General features: G+C 71.0%; 15 protein-coding genes. 4 read left to right on the forward strand and 11 right to left on the reverse strand.

Translation table 11 applies throughout. From position 1 onward, the window contains the following. Together F7R91_RS37805 and F7R91_RS37810 are read left to right on the forward strand one after the other, a co-directional pair. A partial coding sequence (locus F7R91_RS37805; protein ID WP_150957821.1) for a thioester reductase domain-containing protein occupies positions 1 to 4,022 on the forward strand: 4,022 nt, incomplete at its 5' end. Between the two features lie 99 nt (positions 4,023 to 4,121). Next, the gene (locus F7R91_RS37810) at positions 4,122 to 4,877 is read left to right on the forward strand and encodes a thioesterase II family protein (protein WP_150957824.1); all 756 of its coding nucleotides are present in this window, start codon (positions 4,122 to 4,124) and stop codon (positions 4,875 to 4,877) included. 100 nt (positions 4,878 to 4,977) lie between these two features. On the opposite strand, the gene F7R91_RS37815 is transcribed toward F7R91_RS37810, so the two are convergent. The 5 genes from F7R91_RS37815 to F7R91_RS43370 all read right to left on the reverse strand — a co-directional run bounded on the left by F7R91_RS37815 (position 4,978) and on the right by F7R91_RS43370 (position 9,424). Then, positions 4,978 to 5,799: a hypothetical protein gene (locus F7R91_RS37815; RefSeq protein ID WP_150957826.1), complete on the reverse strand. Its 822-nt coding sequence runs from the start codon at positions 5,797 to 5,799 to the stop codon at positions 4,978 to 4,980. 320 nt (positions 5,800 to 6,119) lie between these two features. After that, on the reverse strand, positions 6,120 to 7,124 hold the full coding sequence (locus F7R91_RS37820) for a hypothetical protein (RefSeq protein WP_150957828.1): 1,005 nt from the start codon (positions 7,122 to 7,124) through the stop codon (positions 6,120 to 6,122). Between the two features lie 279 nt (positions 7,125 to 7,403). Next, on the reverse strand, positions 7,404 to 8,144 hold the full coding sequence (locus F7R91_RS37825; RefSeq protein WP_150957830.1) for a DUF899 domain-containing protein: 741 nt from the start codon (positions 8,142 to 8,144) through the stop codon (positions 7,404 to 7,406). Positions 8,145 to 8,271: 127 nt separating this feature from the next. Further along, positions 8,272 to 8,991 carry a DinB family protein gene (locus F7R91_RS37830; protein WP_150957832.1) on the reverse strand — a complete coding sequence of 240 codons (720 nt, stop codon included), beginning with the start codon at positions 8,989 to 8,991 and terminating at the stop codon, positions 8,272 to 8,274. A 250-nt stretch (positions 8,992 to 9,241) separates the two neighbouring features. After that, positions 9,242 to 9,424 (reverse strand): hypothetical protein, encoded by a 183-nt coding sequence (locus tag F7R91_RS43370; RefSeq protein WP_225321030.1) that lies wholly within the window; start codon positions 9,422 to 9,424, stop codon positions 9,242 to 9,244. 50 nt (positions 9,425 to 9,474) lie between these two features. Here F7R91_RS43370 and F7R91_RS37840 point away from each other — a divergent pair, with 50 nt between their 5' ends. Next, positions 9,475 to 9,849 (forward strand): hypothetical protein, encoded by a 375-nt coding sequence (locus F7R91_RS37840; RefSeq protein WP_150957834.1) that lies wholly within the window; start codon positions 9,475 to 9,477, stop codon positions 9,847 to 9,849. Positions 9,850 to 9,879: 30 nt separating this feature from the next. Here the strand turns inward: F7R91_RS37840 and F7R91_RS37845 are convergent, their stop codons facing one another. Continuing rightward, positions 9,880 to 10,263 carry a hypothetical protein gene (locus F7R91_RS37845; protein WP_225321031.1) on the reverse strand — a complete coding sequence of 128 codons (384 nt, stop codon included), beginning with the start codon at positions 10,261 to 10,263 and terminating at the stop codon, positions 9,880 to 9,882. 209 nt (positions 10,264 to 10,472) lie between these two features. Here F7R91_RS37845 and F7R91_RS37850 point away from each other — a divergent pair, with 209 nt between their 5' ends. Beyond that, a complete protein-coding gene (locus tag F7R91_RS37850) occupies positions 10,473 to 11,717 on the forward strand; it encodes a cytochrome P450 family protein (RefSeq protein WP_150957836.1) in 1,245 nt (414 codons plus the stop codon). Here the strand turns inward: F7R91_RS37850 and F7R91_RS37855 are convergent, their stop codons facing one another. Genes F7R91_RS37855 through F7R91_RS37875 form a run of 5 tightly spaced genes read right to left on the reverse strand, consistent with a single transcriptional unit; the run spans position 11,718 to position 15,939 of the window. After that, positions 11,718 to 13,115 carry a cytochrome P450 gene (locus tag F7R91_RS37855; protein ID WP_150957838.1) on the reverse strand — a complete coding sequence of 466 codons (1,398 nt, stop codon included), beginning with the start codon at positions 13,113 to 13,115 and terminating at the stop codon, positions 11,718 to 11,720. Continuing rightward, positions 13,112 to 13,726: a GTP-binding protein gene (locus F7R91_RS37860; RefSeq protein ID WP_150957840.1), complete on the reverse strand. Its 615-nt coding sequence runs from the start codon at positions 13,724 to 13,726 to the stop codon at positions 13,112 to 13,114. Before F7R91_RS37860 ends, F7R91_RS37855 begins: the two co-directional genes overlap by 4 nt. Then, complete coding sequence (locus tag F7R91_RS37865; protein WP_150957842.1) at positions 13,704 to 14,063, reverse strand: DUF742 domain-containing protein; 360 nt, start codon at positions 14,061 to 14,063, stop codon at positions 13,704 to 13,706. The genes F7R91_RS37860 and F7R91_RS37865 overlap by 23 nt, the downstream gene beginning before the upstream one ends. Continuing rightward, entirely contained in the window at positions 14,060 to 14,473 is a 414-nt protein-coding gene (locus tag F7R91_RS37870) for a roadblock/LC7 domain-containing protein (protein WP_150957844.1), read from the reverse strand. The genes F7R91_RS37865 and F7R91_RS37870 overlap by 4 nt, the downstream gene beginning before the upstream one ends. Then, the gene (locus tag F7R91_RS37875) at positions 14,470 to 15,939 is read right to left on the reverse strand and encodes an ATP-binding protein (RefSeq protein ID WP_150957845.1); all 1,470 of its coding nucleotides are present in this window, start codon (positions 15,937 to 15,939) and stop codon (positions 14,470 to 14,472) included. The genes F7R91_RS37870 and F7R91_RS37875 overlap by 4 nt, the downstream gene beginning before the upstream one ends. Positions 15,940 to 15,958: the final 19 nt, after the last annotated feature.

The following is a 15,958-nucleotide window of genomic DNA, read 5'->3' on the forward strand; positions in this document are numbered from 1 at the left end:
GTTTCTCGGACGCGATCGCGTCGTTGGAGGCGGCCGGGGTCGGCACGTATCTGGAGATCGGCCCGGACGCTGTCCTGACCGCGCTGGCCCAGGAGACGGCCGATGCCGCCACCGCCGTACCCCTGCTGCGGCGCAACCGCGACGAGGCACCGGCCCTCGTTCAGGCCGTCAGCGCCCTGCACACCCACGGCGTACGAGTGGACTGGACCGCGTACTTCGCCGGATCCGGTGCCCGCCGCGTCGACCCGCCCCTGCCCACCTACGCCTTCCAGCACGAGCGCTACTGGATCAAGCCCGCCACCGGTGCTTCCGATGCCGCCGGACTCGGCCTCCAGGCGGGCGGCCACCCTCTCTTCGGCGCCAAACTGGAACGCGCGGACGGTGAGGGCGCGTTGTTCACCGGCCGTGTCTCGGCCCGCAGTCACCCGTGGCTGACACGGCACACCGTCCTCGGTACGACCGCGGTGCCGCCGGAGGCCCTGGTGGACGCCGTCGTGCGCGCCGGTGACGAACTGGGCACGACCGCCCTGGAATCACTCGTCCTGCACCTCCCGCCGATGCTGCCCAAGGACGGCCGACTGCAGCTCCAGTTGTCCGTCGACGAGCCGCAGGGAAGCCTCTCGCGATCCTTCACCCTGCACGCACGCCCCGATGGCGACGACCTGCCCTGGACACTCTGCGCGAGCGGACAGCTCGGGCAAGGCACCGCCAAAGCGCCCTTCGCCCCGGTCGCCTGGCCGCCCACCGATGCCGCCGCCCTCACCGAGACGGACACGGACCACGGCATCACCGCAGCCTGGCGGCTCGGCGACGAGGTGTTCGCCGACATCGTCCTCGAGGAAGAACTGCACGGCGAGGTCGCTCACTTCGGCCTGCACCCGGCGTTGCTGCGCTCGGCCCTGCGCGCCGCCGCCCCGACCGATCCCGATCCCGACCGGGACGACAAGACGCTCGCCGTCGAGTGGAGCGGCTTCCAGCTGTACGCGACCGGCGCCACAGCCCTGCGCGCCCATGCGATCCCGGCGGGCGAGCACACCGTCGCCTTGCGTCTCGCCGACCGCTCGGGTCAGCCCGTGGCCGTCGCCCGGGCCGTCAGGTCCCGCCCGGTGGATGCCGACACGGTGCGCGACACCCTGGTCCGGGACACCGACACGCTGTTCATGGTGGACTGGCAGGCCACCGCGCTGCCCGCTCCGGCCACTGTGCCCGCTCTCGCCTTCCTCGACATGAGCGGCGACCGCACCATGCTCGCCGATGCCGTCGCGCGTGCGGAAGGCGGTGAACTCGACGCGATCGTGGTGCACAGGCCCGCCCTCGACGCCGGGGAAGCAGACGTCGTGGCCGCCGCTCACGCGCACACCCGCGCCGTCCTCGACCTGGCCCAGCGATGGCTGGCCGACGAGCGCCCCGGCACCGTACCGCTGGTCGTCCTGACCCGTGGCGGGGTCGCCACGGGCGAGGAGACCACCGTCGACCCGGCGGGCTCCGCCGCCTGGGGTCTGCTGCGCTCGGCGCAGTCGGAGTCACCGAACCGGATCATCCTCGTGGACGCCGACACGGACGCCCTCGACGCCCTCGCCGGACCCCTGTCCGCGGTGGTCGCCTCCGGCACGCCCCAGGCCGCGATCCGTGACGGCCGCGTTCTGCTGCCGCGCCTGCTCCGCGCGCCACGAGCCGAGGACGGCGGCGCCCGCTCCGGCGCCTGGAATCCCGAGGGTACGGTCCTGATCACCGGTGGCACCGGAAGCCTCGGTGCCCTGTTCGCCCGCCATCTGGCGCGCGAGCACGGCATACGGCACCTGCTGCTCGTCAGCCGCCGGGGCCCCGACGCACCGGGCGCGAGCGATCTCCAGGCCGAACTGGCCGCATTGGGTGCCACGGCGACCATCGTCGCGGCAGACACCGCCGACCGGGCCGCACTGGCCGCCGTCCTTGACGCCGTGCCCGCCGAACATCCGCTCACCGGCGTCGTGCACCTGGCCGGTGTGATCGACGACGGCCTGGTCTCCGACCTCACCCCGAAGCGCCTCGACACCGTCCTCGCGCCCAAGGCCGACGCCGCCTGGCATCTGCACGAACTGACCGAGCATCTGGACCTGTCCGCCTTCGTCCTGTTCTCCTCCGTCGCGGGCGTGATCGGCGGCGCCGGCCAGGCCAACTACGCGGCGGCCAACGCCTTCCTGGACGGACTCGCCGCCCTGCGCACAGCCCAGGGTCTGCCCGCCACCTCCGTGGCGTGGGGTCTGTGGGCCCAGACGTCCGGCATCACCGGCGGCCTCGACGAGGCCGACATCGCCCGCATCACCCGCGCCGGCTTCGGGGTCATCTCCGCCGAGCAGGGCCCGCGGCTGCTGGACCTCGCCCTCGCGCTGCCTCACCCCGCCATGGTCGTCACCCCGCTGGACATCGCCGCGATGCGTGAACGTCCCGCGCAGGTGCCGCCGCTGCTCGCCTCCCTGGTGCGCAGGCCCGTACGGCGCGTCGCCAACAACTCGGAGCGCACCGCGGGCGATCTGGCGCAGCGTCTGGCCGGAGCCGACGAGCGCGAGCAACTCGCCCTCGTCCTGGAGGTGGTGCTCGCCGGGACGGCCGCGGTCCTGGGCCATGGCGATCCGTCGTCCCTCGACACCGCACTGCCCTTCAACCAGCTCGGTTTCGACTCGCTCACCTCGGTGGAACTGCGCAACCGTCTCACGGCGGAGCTGGAACTGCGGCTGCCCGCCACGCTGGTCTTCGACCACCCCACCCCCCGTGCCCTGGCGGAGTTCCTGCGGACCGCGCTGGTCACCGGCGCGGACGGTGCCGTGGGCAGGGCCGGGGCGGCCCACCCGGTGGAGGACTACGCGGCGGAGATCCGCCTGGACGAGGCGATCCGGCCCGCCGACGAGGTCGTAGGCCATGTGGCCGACCCGGCCGAAATCTTCCTGACCGGCGCGACGGGCTTCCTCGGCGCGTTCCTGCTGCGCGACCTGTTGCGCGGCACCCGAGGCACCGTGCACTGCCTGGTCCGCGCGACCGACGAGGCGGACGGCCTGCGGCGGCTGCGCGAGAACCTGGAGTACTACCGTGTCCGGGACGAGGTGGATCCCGCCCGGATCAAGGTCGTCGTCGGTGACCTCGCCAGGCCCCGATTCGGCCTGAACGAGGAGGAGTTCGACGACCTCGCCCGCGCGATCGACGTCGTCTACCACGGCGGCGCCACAGTGCACTGGCTGCACCCGTTCAGCTCGCTGAAGGCGGCCAACGTGCGCGGTACGGAGGAGGTCCTGCGGCTCGCCGCACGCCACCGCACCGTTCCCGTCCACTACCTGTCCACCACCGGAGTCTTCGCCGGTGAGCGCGCGGGGGGCAGCCCGCTCAAGGTGGACGACCCCACCGGTCCGGCCGAGGCGCTGCCCAGCGGCTATCTGCGCAGCAAGTGGGTTGCCGAGCAGGTCATCGGCATCGCGCGGGAGCGGGGTCTGCCGGTGACCGTCTACCGCGTGGACGTCGTCTCGGGCGACCAGGTCCATGGCGCCTGCCAGACCCGCGACTTCGTCTGGCTGAGCCTGCGCGGCCTGATCCAGGCGGGAGCGGTCCCGGCCGGCCTGGACGCCAGGGCTCCGCTCACCCCTGTGGACTACGTCAGCTCCGCGGTGGTCGCCCTGTCCACGGCGCCGGAGCCCGGCTCGGACACCTTCCACCTCTACAACCAGAGCCATATGAGCTTCGCCGAGTTCATCTCCGAGCTGAGGGCGAGGGGTTACTCCCTGAAGGAGCTGGACTGGGACTCCTGGAGCGAAGTGGTCAAGTCGGACACCGACAACGTGATGCTTCCGCTGCTGGAAGCGTTCGACATGATGGCGAAGGGCAACGGCACCTTCTATCCGCCGGTCGACACGAGCGTGGCCGAACGGGCACTGCAGGGCACGGGAGTCGAGTGCCCGACCATGACCGCCGACCTGTTCCAGCAGTACGTCACCTTCTTCACCGAGGCCGGCTTCTTCCCGCCGGCACACGCGGACGCCCACCAGTCCTCCTGACCCCTCCCTGAGACCCGTACGCGACGACAAGCGGCCGCCTCGCCCCACTGCGCCTCACCAGGCCGGTCGAGGCGAGGCAGCCGCTGGATTGGACCCGACATGTCCGCACTGGACAGCCGCTGGTTACGGCGGTTCCAGAGCGCCGAGGGCGACCAGCTCCGGCTCATCTCTTTCCCCCACGCAGGCGGTGCGGCCAGCACCTACCTGGGCCTGTCACGCGCTCTTGCACCGGGCATCGACGTGCTGGCCGTCCAGTATCCGGGCCGCCAGGACCGCCGCCTGGAACCCGCGTTGACCTCCCTGACTCACCTGGCGCGTGCCGTCGCGGAGGAACTGGCCCGCCTCCCGCAGCGCCCTTACGCCTTCTTCGGCCACAGCATGGGCGCCGTCATCGCCTACGAGACGGCCCGCGTTCTCACCGAGTTCGACCTGCCCACCCCGCAGCGCCTGATCCTCTCCGGCCGCGGCGCCCCGCGCCCCGAGCCCCGGGCCGACGACCGCCTGAACGGCGACGAGGCACTCATCGCCGAGATCCGCCGCCTCGGCGGTACCGGCAGCCGGGTCCTGGACGACCCCGAACTGCTGGAGATGGTGATGCCCACCCTCCGCACGGACTACCAGGCCCTCGGCTCCTACCGCTGGGTGCCGGGACCACCGATCGACATCCCGCTGACCGTCATGATGGGCACGTCCGATCCGATCGTCACGGTCGACGACGCCCGCGGCTGGCTCGCCCACTCCACGCGCCCCGACGACGTCCTCACCTTCGACGGCGGCCACTTCTACCTCGACACCCACCTCCCATCCGTGGCCGAAGCGGTGCGCACGGTACTGGGGCAACCTGCGACGGTGTGAGCGGACGGGCGCCGCGGACACCTGGGGGGCGGGCCGACTGACCGACCTGGCCTGCCCCCTCCCCACGGTGGTTTCAGGGCGGCCGTTCCCTCAATGCCGATCAACCGGATGAACACTCGTCCGTCTGCTCGTTCCCGCCGCTGACGTACTCGATCCGCAGGGACTCACTCTGCTTCAGCTCGAACAACGTCCCCTGCTGTGGGCTCCACTCCCGAGGCACCACGAACACCCTGTCGCCCGCGATGTGGAACAGACGCAGCCCGGCATAGCGATAGCTGTACGCACTGTCCTTGATCGGGACGCGGAAGCGGCAGCTCCCGCCGCCGCGGATCAGCAGGTCCTTCTCGCTGAAGACCACGACCGCGGGAAGACCTGTCCGTACGGTCCGAGCCGTCTGCTCGGCTCGACCGCGGCCGACGATCCCGGCGTATGTGGACACCGCCCAGAACAGCGACAAGACGCTGATCAGCAGAGCCAGGGCCCACACGCGCACGTGGTGCGCACGGACGGACGGTGCCCCGGCAGCGGTCATGTCGGCCGGCCGGGTTCGGGCGTAGGCCGTGAACAGGAAGCCCGTGATCGTCAGGAGCGGGATGGCGAGGTCGAAGGCGGTGGGGGTCAGCGGGTACAGGGGGAGCAGGAGGAACGCCACCACCCACGCGTGACGCCCCAGCCGGAGCATCGGCGCCGTGCCGGGGGCGCCGCGTCGGACCAAGCGGTGCACGCCCATCGCCGCGAACGCGGCCGCGGTGCCCAGCCAGGCCGGCAGGAAGAGCGCGTCCACACTGCGCAACAGGTAGTCGCTGGTGGAGAGATGGAAGACCGTGTCGCGCAGACCGAGCGCCCTGGTCTCCGCATCGGTGCTGGCCCAGCCGAAGTAGAAGAGAACGGCGGTGAACAGGGAGAGCAGGGAGCCGGCCACGCCGAGGAGTTCCAGCCAACCGGTCGGCAGCGGGGCGCCGTTGTCCTCGCCCCGGGGCTCCGGCGCGGCGGGACGCGCGGGCGGACCGTCCGGCCCGGGACCTTGTCCGGGATTCTGTGGGCGAGCAGGAGCAGGAGCAGGAGCAGAGCTGGGGTCCCCGTTGGGTGGGGCATCCGGTCTGCCCGGCGGGTCGGTGTCAGGCACCGGATGGGGATCGGGTACGGGCGTCGGGGCCGGTGGCGTAACGCCTCTGCGGCCGCGGCTGGTTCCACCCAGTTCCTGGAGGCGTCGGCGCAGCCTCCCTCTCGTCCCGTTCTCGCTCATGGAGCGGGGCTGGGCCAGTTGATCACGAGGGGCTGCTGGTGGCCGAGGCGGAAGTCCTTACCGACGACTTCGAGGATGACCGAGTACGGCCTTCCGTCGAGATCGTCGGGGAAGGTGAAGTAGAGCTGTGCCTTCTCGCAGCAGGCGCTTCCCTCGGACCAGGCACCCTTGACGGTCTTCGACCGGCCACCGCTCCAGGACAGAACGACGGCCGTCGGCTTGCTGGGCCAGGTGCCGTCCACGGTGACTTGGTCCCCCGGGCCGACCTGCTCCCCGCCTCCGTAGAAGGAAACGCCGGTGACACCCGAATCGCAGGCCATCACGCCGGGGGCGTTGTCCACGAGCCGCACCCTGCCCTTCGGGTGATCCCGGTGAAAGGCCGTCAGCCGTTTCAGGGTGGCGTACGCATCCCCCTCCTTGCACCACCCGGGATCAGGCTGGTAGCCCGCTCGGCTCAGCTTCTCGTCAGCGGCGACGGCGATGTCCCAACCGTCCTGCCGGCCCTGAGTGGCCAGGCAAGCACCCGCCAGCCCCTCGATGACCCGCCACGACAGCCGATCACTGCCCCACGAGTGCACCAGGTCCATGGCCTCTTGGCACCGGCCGGCCTGGAGCAGGTCATAAGCGTGACGGGCGTCGGTCGTCGTCTGCGTGGTCGGCGACTTGGGCCCCCACGGCAACCAGGCGATGTCCTCCTGCTTGTCCCGATCCGACGACCCGGAAGACTCGTTGTCGTTGTCGTCGTTTCCGCCGTCCTCGTCGCCCGTCCAGTCACTCCCACCGTGGTCGTCGCCGCCTGCGGTGGGTTGCCAGTCCCGTCCGTCCTCGCCCGAGCCGCCCCGCCAGTCGCCGCCGGAGGCGTCGTCCTCGCGTCCCTGACCATGCGATCCGCCCCCGCCCGACGACGGCCCACCGCGCGTGCCGTCCTGCGTGCTGCGAGCGCCGCCGCCGGGCTCTCCCTTGTCGTCCGTGGAACTGCAGCCGATCAGGGCAACCAGCATCACGACCATGCATAAGATCAGGTAGCGCCGAGGGCCGGTGACAGGCCGTTGTGGAGCCAGGGCAGAGCCTCGGTCAATCGCCATGTGTCCCCCGCTTCATGCCGATTCCGAGCATTCTGGCCCCTTGTCCAGCGCTCGGGAAGGGGCACATGGCGCAACTCTCCGGCGCGCACAGTCCCCTCGTCCGCGCCCGCGCGCTACCCCCCCCGCATGAGCGGAGGTAGCGGCGTGCGGCGTGAGCGGTCGTCGCGGCCTGCGCGGTCAGGGACGGGTTGGGCCTCAGCTCCTGGTCCCGTACTCGTCGTGGCGACGCAGCCAGTGCATCTGCTCGCCCTCCTCATGGCGGCCCAGCGGGGCCCGGTCGAGGAGGCCGTAATAAGCCATGGCAGGCTCAAGCCCGCGTGCTGTGGTGACGTACGTCCGGTAGACGGTGCCGTCGGAGAGCGCGTACGCACTCAGCCCGGGACCTTCGGTGACATAGCTGGGGACGTCCGTGCCGGACAGCTCCGCCATCTGGCGCACGGTCGGCGGGATGTCGCCGCCTTCGAGGAACGGTCTCAGCTCGTCCTCGGTGTACTGGAAGCCGAGGTCACGGTGGAAGTCGCTGCCGGCTGTGGAGACCCAGCCGAAGCTCCAGCCCATCCGAGCCCGGTAGGCGAGGAGCTTGTCGATCGCCGCCCGCGAGGAGCAGATCAGCGTCACGTCCCGGGCCTTGAGATGGACGACGTTGGGGTCGAGGGTGTCCGCGATCGAGGAGCAGACCGTGCATCCGGCCTCGTAGGGCGGGCCGAACATGAAGTGGTACACGAGCAGCTGCGAGCGCCCGTCGAAGAGATCCGCGAGCGACTTGGCGCCGTCCTCGGTCTCGAACCTGTAGTCCTTCTCGACCGGCACCCAGGGCAGCTCCCTCCGCTTTTGCGCGAGCTCGTCGCTGCGACGGGTGAGCTTCTTCTCCTCCGCGAGCAGTTCCGCCCGGGCCGCCTCGAATTCCTCCTGCGTGCCGATCTTGTGCTCGGGCATTGCCTTTCCCTCCTCCACGGGAGCAGAACGGACCCGACCGGCCATATGTCCACCGTACGCGCGCGGCGAGGAAATCTCTCTGCGGCCCCTGGGCGAGCTGATGGCGATCATGATCCTCGCAGCGGGCCTACCCGGCCGTGGTGAAGCGGGTCCGCCACAGGTCGCGGAGCAACGCGATCTCGGCCATGTGGTGGATGAACTCGAGGTTGGCCCCCGACAGCGCCGAGATGTACGGGTGGTCGGCGTCGTTGCTGTACGGGTACTGGGAGAAGCCGACCGTGTCGAGCTGCTCCTCGGTGAGGGCGCCGATGCTGTCGCGCCAGCGGTCGATCAGCGCCCAGAACCGCCCGAGCGCCACATCGGCGGAGGGGGTGAAGTCGACCAGCAGCTTCGGCTCCTGGCGCCGCTCACCGAAGGTCCACTCCCATCCGCCCGCGAAGTGGAAGTGCAGGTGCCCCAGCCGCCACGCGATGGTCGTGATCGGCGATCGGTCGGGCTCCGGCGCACCGGTGTGGGCGAGGACCTGCTCGACCCGCTCGACCGTCACGCTCCAGTCGTCGGCGATCTTGTCGACGGTCATGCCGTCGGCGGCCTGCCGGGCGACCTCGGCGTACGCGCTTGCCGGGATGTCCGGGGCGCCGAGGTCGAGCACCCACTCGCCCGGCCCGAACGCCCTCGGCGTCGCCGCCTCGCCCCGGCGCCGGATCGACCAGCAACCGGGCACCGGCTCCCACAGGTACTCCTCGTCGCTGAGCCCCGTCAGCCGCACCTGGGCCATCTCCCTGGCCTGGTCGAACTGGTCGAGCAGCAAGCCCAAACGGTCGGTCCGCGTGCCGTCGATCTCCATGCCTGCCCGGCTCCCTTCGTGGTCGCGTCTTGTATCTCACAGCGCTCAGGCGGAAGTTAACGGCTGACGAGACGGGGGCGCGACCCGATTTCCTCGGCCGTGAAGCGAAGCGGAACGATCCAGACATGACGCCTGCGGGCTATGCCGGAGTGGTGACCAGTCGGCGCGCGGTCATGCCCGTAACTCGATGTCATCCGTGCCGGGGCGGCATCGGGACTTCTCTCAACGGTTGACCGCCATCGATGGACAATCAGCCGCCGGGCGCCAACGCGGCGGCGATGCGTTCCAAGGGGCGCTGCCCCGCTTCGGGATGCCGGCCGTCGAGTGCGCCCAAGCGCACCGCGAAGACGTGCAGTCCCCAGAACCCACCGCCCAGTGCTGCGACCACCACCACCGCGGTGATGGCCTGGGCCCACGCGATCGGGCTCTTCACGGTGACGTGAGACTGTGGACAGTCCTCCCCGATGTGTTCAGGAGCCCTCAGTGGACGACAGGGAATTCGCCGATGGTCTGGAGACAGTCCTGCGGGACCTCCGAGCACAGTGCGCGGTTCAGCCGGACATACGTACGGACGACACGTACGGGATCATGCTCTGGGCCCCGGACGGTTCAGCCCAGGGCCTGACTTCACCACTGGGCGGCACCGGTGCAGACCTGCTGGCGCACCTGGCAGATCAGGTCCAGGACTGGGCGGTGGAGGCGCTGTGGTCCGAAGGCGCATCGGCGGTCTGGCCACAGTGTCCGACACACCCGGACCCGCATCCGCTGACGGCAACTGTCCGCACGGACACGGCGGTGTGGGTATGCCCGAAGAAGGGAACGACGGTGGCGCGGATCGGGGAACTGGAGACCCAATAGAGCGGGCTGGGCCTGCTTCCCCACTGCCGTTCAGGCGGCGGGTGGCCTGTCGCTGGAGATGTCGGTGGGGAGGGATGCATGCAGGGCGGCGTAAAGGCGGGGCGTGGCCGTTGTTTCGCGGTCTTGGGACGGTGGGACCTGCCAGTACAGGCCCGGGCCGGTCGTGCGGTGCAGTGGGGGGATCGCCACGTGGCATCCCGGGCCCAGGACGGTGACCTGCGGCAGGTGCCAATGGGCTGCTGAGCCGGGGGAGATGAGCCAGTACAGGATGCCGCCGTAGCCGTCCCTGATCACCGCGCCCGTCTCGTCCCCGAGATGCCGCAGGGCGTGAACCCCGAGGCCGAGTGGTACACGGACGGCGTCCCACCACTCACCGGCGGCCAGGGTCCGCACCTCGGCACGGCGGCTCGGCATCCACCGAGGAAGCTCACTGGTTGTCATCGCACTCACCGGTTCTCCTGTCCGACACATTCCGACCCTAGGACCGATGCGGTGCCACCGACTTGCAGTCACGCGCAGGGGACTTGTCGCCGTGCGCAGCGCCGGGCAGGTGATCTCGTCAGACACGCTACGTCGAAGTAGCTTTACCGCTCGTATCGGCGATCGAGCGGCAGGAGGCTGCGATGGAAGACCCCCGACCTTTAGTGATCGATCCGGTCGGCCGCGACATCCACGGCGAGGCTGCCCGGATCCGCGAGCGGGGACCGGTGACCCTCGTGGAACTCCCGGACGGCGTCGAGGCATGGGCCGTGAGCGCCCCCGAACTTCTCAAGCGACTGCTCACCGACCCCCGGGTCTCCAAGGATCCGCGCCAACACTGGCCCCGGTGGATCAATGGCGGGATATCCCCGGAATGGCCCCTGTTCACCTGGGTCGCGGTGCAGAACATGTTCACCGCGTACGGCGGCGAGCACCGGCGGCTGCGCACCCTGGTGTCCACAGCGTTCACGGCTCGCCGCACCGCGACGCTCGAGCCCCGTGTCGAGGAGATCACCAAGGGCCTGCTGGACCGCGTCCAGGAGGCCGGGCGGCGCGGCCAGGTCGTCGACCTGCGCGAGCAGTTCTGCTACCCGCTGCCCATTCAGGTGATCAGCGAGCTGTTCGGGCTGCCGGAGGAACAGGGAGCGGAACTGCGCGCCGTCGTGGACGGCATCTTCCACACCTCCGCCACTCCGGAGGAGGTCACCGACATCTACGCTCGCTTCTATGCCGCACTCGGCGAGCTCGTCGCCCTCAAACGGCGGTCGCCGGGCGACGATCTCACCTCGGCGCTGATCGCGGCGCGCGACGACGAGGACGGCACACGACTGACCGAGCAAGAACTGCTGGACACCCTGGTGCTGATGGTCAGCGCCGGCCATGAGACCACCGTCAACCTTCTCGACAACGCCATCCACCTCCTGCTCGCCCACCCGGACCAACTCGCCCACGTCCGCGGGGGCATCGCCTCCTGGGACGACGCGATCGAGGAGGCGCTGCGCGTGGAGGCACCGGTCACCAGCCTGCCGCTGCGGTACGCCGTGGAGGACCTGACGATGAGCGACTTCGGCGGCCCGGACGGCGTGGTGATCCGCAAGGGCGAGGCGATCCTCGCGGCGTACGCCGCCGCCGGACGCCACCCGGACAAGTACGGCGAGGGCGCCGCCGACTTCGATGTCAGCCGCGCCGACAAGGAGCATCTCGCCTTCGGCCACGGCGTCCACTTCTGCCTGGGCGCCCCGCTGGGGCGGCTGGAGGGCCGGATCGCGCTTCCGGCGCTCTTCGACCGCTTCCCGGGACTCCGACTCGCCGTCAGGAGCACGGAGTTGGAGCCGGTCGACTCCTTCATCTCCAACGGCCACCGCACCCTGCCGGTGCACCTGTCCTGATCAGTCCCCTTGCCACCAGGCCCGCAGTCGTTCCACCCAGCCGCGCCCGGCACTCCGGGCTGCCGGCACCGCAGGGGGCCGCGCCTGCACGGCGGAAGGCTCCCGCGCCGCGGAGGGACGCGCCCGGCCGGACGAGGGCTCCCGCTCCGCGGGGTCCTCGTCGACCGCGGCGGGCCGGCCGCCTGCCGCGGTCGACGGGAACGTCACGGGCAGCGCGGCCAGCGCCCGGTGAAAGGGGCCGGGCCGCCAGGTCAACTCTTCGACGGCGACGGCGAGTTCGATGTCGGGGAGACGGTCGAGCAGTTTCTCCACCGCGACGGCCGCGATCAGGCGGGCCGGCCCCTGAGCCGGACAGTTGTGCGGGCCCGCGCTCCAGGCCAGATGGGCACGGTTGCCCGCCCGCTGATCCGCAATCAGGGCCGGATCGGTGTTGGCGGCGGCGAACGAGACGACGACAGGGCAGCCCTCGCGCAGTTCCGCCCCTTCGAACACGACGTCGCGCACCGGATAGTGGACGGCGTAGTTGGCCATGGGCGGGTCGGTCCACAGCACTTCGTCCAGGGCGTCCTCCACCGGCAGGCTGCCACGCGAGAGACTGCCCCCGAACCGGTCGTCGGCCAGCAGCAGCCGCAGGCTGTTCGCGATCAGGTTCTGCTGCGGCTCGGTGCCCGCACCCATGAGCAGGACGAGGGTGTGCACCATTTCCTCGTCGGTGAGTTCTGCCGGATGAGCCATCAGCCAGGACGTCACATCCTGTCCGGGCTGCTGCCGCTTCAGCGTGACGAGGTCCAGCAGTGTCGTGGCGAGCAGTGCGTTCGCCTTCTCGGCGTCCACCCCGTCGAAGATCCCGGACATGCCCTCCACCAGCCGCTCGCCGTAGCCGGCCGGGCAGCCGAAGAGCCGGTTGAACACCAGCAGCGGCAGGACCTGGCCGTAGTCGCGCAGCAGATCGGCCCGCCCCGCGGGCGCCATGCGGTCGATGAGCGTGTCGGCGCACATCTCGACGTAGCCGCGCAGCGTGTTGGGGGCCACGCGGGCCAGGCTGTCGGTGATGGCGCCGCGCAGTCTGCGGTGCTCCTCGCCGTCGGCCCACAACGCGTTCGGCCGGTACATCATCATCGGCACGACCGGGCTGTCCGCGGGGACGGTGCCATCCGCCAGTTCCTGCCAGCGGCGCGGGTCCTTGGAGAAGGTCTCGGTGCTGCGCAGCACATGCAGGGCGGCCTCGTATCCGACGACGAGCGAGGCCCGCACGCCCGGAGCCAGCTCGACCGGCGCGATCGGGCCGTGCTCGCGCAGACGCCGGTAGGCGTCGGCCGGATCGGCGGCGAACTCAGGGCCGTACAGCGGCTCGTGCGCCGGGCAGGTGGGCGGTGGCTCGGGGGAGAGGGAGGTCACGTGTGCTCCAGGTGGCCGATGCGGGTCAGTAGGTACTCGACGAGGGAGATCAGGGCCCGGGTGGAGGAGACCCGGTCGCGTGCGTCGCAGCGGACGAGGGGGGTTTCGGGCAGCAGGTCGAGAGCATCGCGGACCTCGTCGAGCTCGTGCGCGGGCGCGTCGTCGAACTGGTTGAGGGCGACCGCGTAGGGCAGGCCGAGCTCTTCCAGCACACCCATCACCTCGAAGGAATGGCCGAGGCGGCGGGTGTCGGCGAGGACGAGCGCGCCGAGCGCTCCCCGCGTCATGTCGTGCCACAGCGGGGCGAAGCGCTGCTGGCCGGGGGTGCCGAACAGGTACAGCACGAGGCGGTCGTTGAGGGTGAGCCGGCCGAAGTCCAGGGCCACCGTGGTGGTGGTCTTGTCCGTCATGCCCGCCAGGTCGTCGACGATGGCACCGGCCTCGGTCATGACCTCCTCGGTGCGCAGCGGCCGGATCTCGGAGAGCGCGCCGACGAAGGTGGTCTTGCCGACCGCGAAATGGCCGACGACCAGCAGTTTGACCGCGGTCTGCACGCCGGGCCGCAGATGGACTTCCCCGGTGGCGGGTTCAGAGGCGGGCGCGGAGCCCATCGAGCACCTCCTGGAGGATTCGGGCGTCGGTCGGCCGGGCGGCGGGGATCGGTGCGCGGGTGATGAGGTGACCGCTGTCCATGAGGTCGGCGATCAGCACCTTGGCGACGCTGACCGGCAGGGACAGATGGCCGGCCACCTCGGCGACCGACAGGGCTCCGGGCCGGCACAGCTCCATGAGCCTGCGCTTTTCCGGGTTCAGACCGGTCAGCGGCAGATCGTCGGTCACGACCAGCAGCGTGACCAGGTCCAGGGTGTTGCGGGTGGGGTGGGCACGGCCGTCCGTGACGACGTACGACCGCACCAGCCGGTCCGCGGGGCGCCGCCGTGCCGTCATGCGGGGCTGCCGGTGTCCTGCCGGGCGGGGCTGGTCAGTTCCTTGCCGAGCCGGTCGACGAGCTTGTGCATACGGTAGGTGACGGCCTCCATGTCCACGTCCTCACCGGTGGAGACCGCGAGATAGGCGCCCTCGCCGGCGGCGACCAGGAAGACGTAGCCGTCCGCGAACTCGATCAGGGTCTGACGCCACGGCGTGTGCGGGGTGCCGCAGAACTCGGCCGTGCTGCGGCTGATCGACTGGACACCGGACAGTCCTGCCGCCAGCCGTTCGGCGTCGTCCCGGTCGATGTCCTTGGAGTACGCGCGGAGCATTCCGTCGGCGGAGAGCAGGATCGCGTGACGCGCCTCCGGCACTTTCAGCACCTCGTCCAGCATCCAGCCCAACGCGTTGTTGGTGGGCCCGGTCATTCGTGGCGGTTCCCTTCGTCTTCGTAGGGGGTGGACTGCGCGGTCCGGCCGGAGCGGGTGCCGCGGGCGAAGGCGCCCATGCGCCGTGCGTTCTCCTCGGCCGAGCGGCCACCGACCTCCACCGTCGGCACGGCTGCGGGCTTCTCGGCCGCTTCCCGCAGGGAGCGGCGACGGCGTTTGGGGAGGCCGCCGGCCGTCGTCGACTCGCCGGGGGCGAGGGCGGAGGGCGCTGTGCTGCGCGGTGTCGTCTCGACGGTGGACGCCGCCGGAGACGTGGGCTCGACGGCGGGGGGCGGGCCGGGCACGCGATCCGGCGCGGGCGCGTGCCCGGCAGTGCGCGCGGGCGCGGTCTCGGACGCGCGGGCACGCACCGGGGTGGAGTTCCGCGCCGCAGTGGGTTCGGGGGCGGAGTACCGCGTCGGACCGGGCTCGGATGCCGTGGCCGTCGGAGCGGCATCCTGGACGGTCTCCAGGTGGGTCAGCAGCCCGGTCGGCAGGAACACCACGGCGCGTACACCGCCGTAAGGGGAGAGCGTGCCGGCGGAGACGCTGAAGCCGTATCGCTCGGCGAGCGCCCCGATGACGGCGAAGCCGAAGCGGGGCGGGTCGCCCAGCCGGGTGACGTCCATCGTGCGCCTGCCGGAGAGCAGTTCGTCGGCGTGGTCGACCGCCTGGCCGTCCATGCCCACACCGGCGTCGTCGATCACGACGCAGGCGCCGTTGTGCACCGTCTGGATCGTGACTTCGACGGTCGTGTGGGGCTGTGAGTGGCGTGCCGCGTTGTCGAGCAGTTCGGCGACCGCGAGCACCACCGGTTCCACCGCCCGGCTCTGCACGGCGATGTCGACCTCGCCGTTGATGCGGATACGCCGGTAGTCGCGGATGCGGGAGGTGGCGCCGCGGACGACTTCGATGAGTGCCGACGTGGCACGCTGGCGGCCCGGCCAGGACCCGCAGAGCACGGCGATGGCCTGGGCGCGGCGCCCGAACTGGGCGTTGGTGTGGTCGACTTCGAGCAGGTCGCGCAGCACATCGGGGTGGTCGTGCCGGTCCTGCATCTCCGCGATGGACACCTGCTGTTCGTTGGCCAGCGCCTGGATGGAGCGCATCGAGGCCTTCACAGCGGCCTTCGCGGACTCGTCGGCGCGCGCCTCGGCGTGCTCCACGGCCGCGGCGAACCGGTCCAGGACCTCGTCGAGGCAGGCCGCGAAGTCCGTGTCGGCGAGGCCGGTGTCGAGCAGATCGGTCTGCGGGGCCGTCCGGTCCGCCGCGTCCTCCACCTCCGGCAGCCGGACGGTCAGCAGGTGGCGCAGTTCCGTATCCCGCGCCCGCAGGCCGTGAGCCAGTTCCTCGTTCCGCCTGCGCTGCCGGGCGGTGATGCCGTGCTGACGCACGAGCAGCACGGTGACGGCGAACAGGCCAAGGGCCAGGCACCAGAACACGGCCTCCGGTATCTGATCGGTCATGGATTCCTCAAGGGCGGGC

The organism is Streptomyces luteolifulvus, assembly GCF_008806595.1.
Taxonomy (GTDB): domain Bacteria; phylum Actinomycetota; class Actinomycetes; order Streptomycetales; family Streptomycetaceae; genus Streptomyces; species Streptomyces luteolifulvus.